Genomic DNA, 1,982 nt, shown 5'->3' with positions numbered 1-1,982 from the left:
TTCGGAAGCGCCTGGGCGCGGCCTGGTGGATTCGGTAGTGGGACGAGGCGCCTTCGTCTGCGGCAAGCGCCGGCCGCGCATTCCGCGCGTGACCGAAGGCCGGCCCAACGTCGACATGTCGATGAACATGCCGCCCGAGCCGGAGTCGCCGGAGCTGATGGAATTGATGCAGGCGGGCTGGAACAAGGTCAACGGGCGCCTGCGTGATCTGCTGCGCTATCAGGATTTCGGCGGCTCGACTGAGGATCGTGAGGCCGGCGCGCTCTGGCTGCGCCGGCGCGCGCTGGTAGTGGAACCGGAACGGGTGCTGGTGACGCCGGGCGCACAATGTGCGCTGCTGGCCATCCTGACCATGCTGGTCGGGCCGGGCGGCGTGCTCTGTTGCGAGGACGTGACCTATCCCGGCCTGCGGGCGCTGGCCGGCCATCTCAACATCAAGCTGGTCGGCTTGCCGATGGACAACGAAGGCATCGATGCCGTGGCCTTCGCCGGTGCCTGCGCGCAATATGCGCCCAAGGCGCTGTACTGCAATCCCACCCTGCTCAATCCGACCACCTGCACCACCTCGCTGTCACGCCGCCAGGCGCTGGTGGACATTGCGCGCCACTATGAAGTGGCCATCATCGAGGATGACGCCTATGGGTTCCTGCCACGCGCAGCGCCACCGGCCATCGCCAGCATCGGCAGCGAACTGACCTACTATGTGACCGGCCTGGCCAAAAGCGTAGGCGCGGGCCTGCGCATTGCCTACATGGTGGCCCCCGACGCTGCCGCTGCTGCGCGCCTGACCGCAGCCCTGCGCGCCACCACGGTGATGGCCTCGCCACTCACCTCGACCCTCGCCACGCACTGGATCCGCGACGGTGTGGCCGACCTGGCGCTGGCCAACATCCGCAAGGAATCGATGGCGCGGCAGAAAATCGTGGCCCGCATCCTCCCCGAGCACAGCTATGCCTCGGAAGCGGAGGCCTTCCATCTGTGGCTCAAGCTGCCCGGCGGCTGGCAGGCCAGCAGCTTTTCGGCGCAGATGCGCAGCAACGGCGTGGCCGTGGTGGGCGTGGACGCCTTCTCCGTGACAGCGGCCCCGCTGCAGGCGGTGCGGGTGTGCATCGGCGGCATCGCCAGTCGCAGCGACCTGCAGCACGCCCTGGGCCTGATCCGCAGCACCCTCGCCGAGCAGCCGCTGATCAAGCCGGCGGTGGTCTGAGCGGCCCGCCCGGGGCGAAATTAGCGAAATTGCAACAAGCAGAATCTTTCACATATGGTCATGCATATGAGATCATTAACGACCGGCAATCCTGACCGCACTGCCCTCGGCGCTCCACCGCCTGCGGCCCAGGGATGCCACGCCAACCCGTTCCCCGGTGCGCCGGAAATATGTACGAGAAATGTTGAAAAAAATTAAAACGGAGGATCTGGTCCTCGGGATGTATTTCTGCGGCTTCGAAGCGGCCTGGCTGGACCATCCGTTCTGGAAGAACAAGTTCCTGCTCAAGAACGAAGCCGACCTCAGGCAGGCGCATGGCAGCGGCATCGAGCACTGCTGGATCGATCCGGAGCGCGGCCTGGATGTGGCCGAAGCGGCTGCCGAGGCCGGGCCGGATGAAGCCGCAGCGCCCGCCGAGCCGAGCCCCGAACTGCCGCCCGGTCCCGACATCGACACCACCCTGATGGAAGCCGAAGCCCTGCGCGAGAACGCCAAGAAGGCGACCAAGGCCATGTTCAGCGAAGCCCGGCTGGGCAAGGCGCTGGACATGGAGCGCTGCGTCACGGTGGTGGAAGAAATTGCCGGTGCCGTCCTGCAAAGCCCGAATGGCACGCTCAGCGTGCTGCGCCTGAAGCTGGCCGATGAATATACCTACCTGCACTCGGTGGCGGTCTGCGCCCTGATGGTGGCCCTGGGCCGCACCCTGGGCCTGGATGAGAAGGCCTGCCGCGAAGCCGGCCTGGGCGGCTTCCTGCACGATGTGGGCAAGGCCTTC

The 1,982-nt window shown here is 66.4% G+C and carries 2 protein-coding genes; both read left to right on the top strand.

The genetic code is table 11. The features are described from left to right. Window positions 1-1,207: PLP-dependent aminotransferase family protein (locus B3873_RS01595; RefSeq protein WP_286863695.1), on the top strand; the 1,207-nt coding region annotated here is incomplete at its 5' end. Window positions 1,208-1,388: 181 nt separating this feature from the next. After that, a partial coding sequence (locus B3873_RS01590) for a DUF3391 domain-containing protein (protein WP_286863694.1) occupies window positions 1,389-1,982 on the top strand: 594 nt, incomplete at its 3' end.

This window comes from Herbaspirillum sp. UBA812 (assembly GCF_002296545.1).
Classification (GTDB): Bacteria; Pseudomonadota; Gammaproteobacteria; order Burkholderiales; family Burkholderiaceae_D; genus Herbaspirillum; species Herbaspirillum huttiense.
The sequence above is the reverse complement of the archived record's forward strand: the minus strand, read 5'-3'. Positions and strand labels throughout refer to the sequence as shown.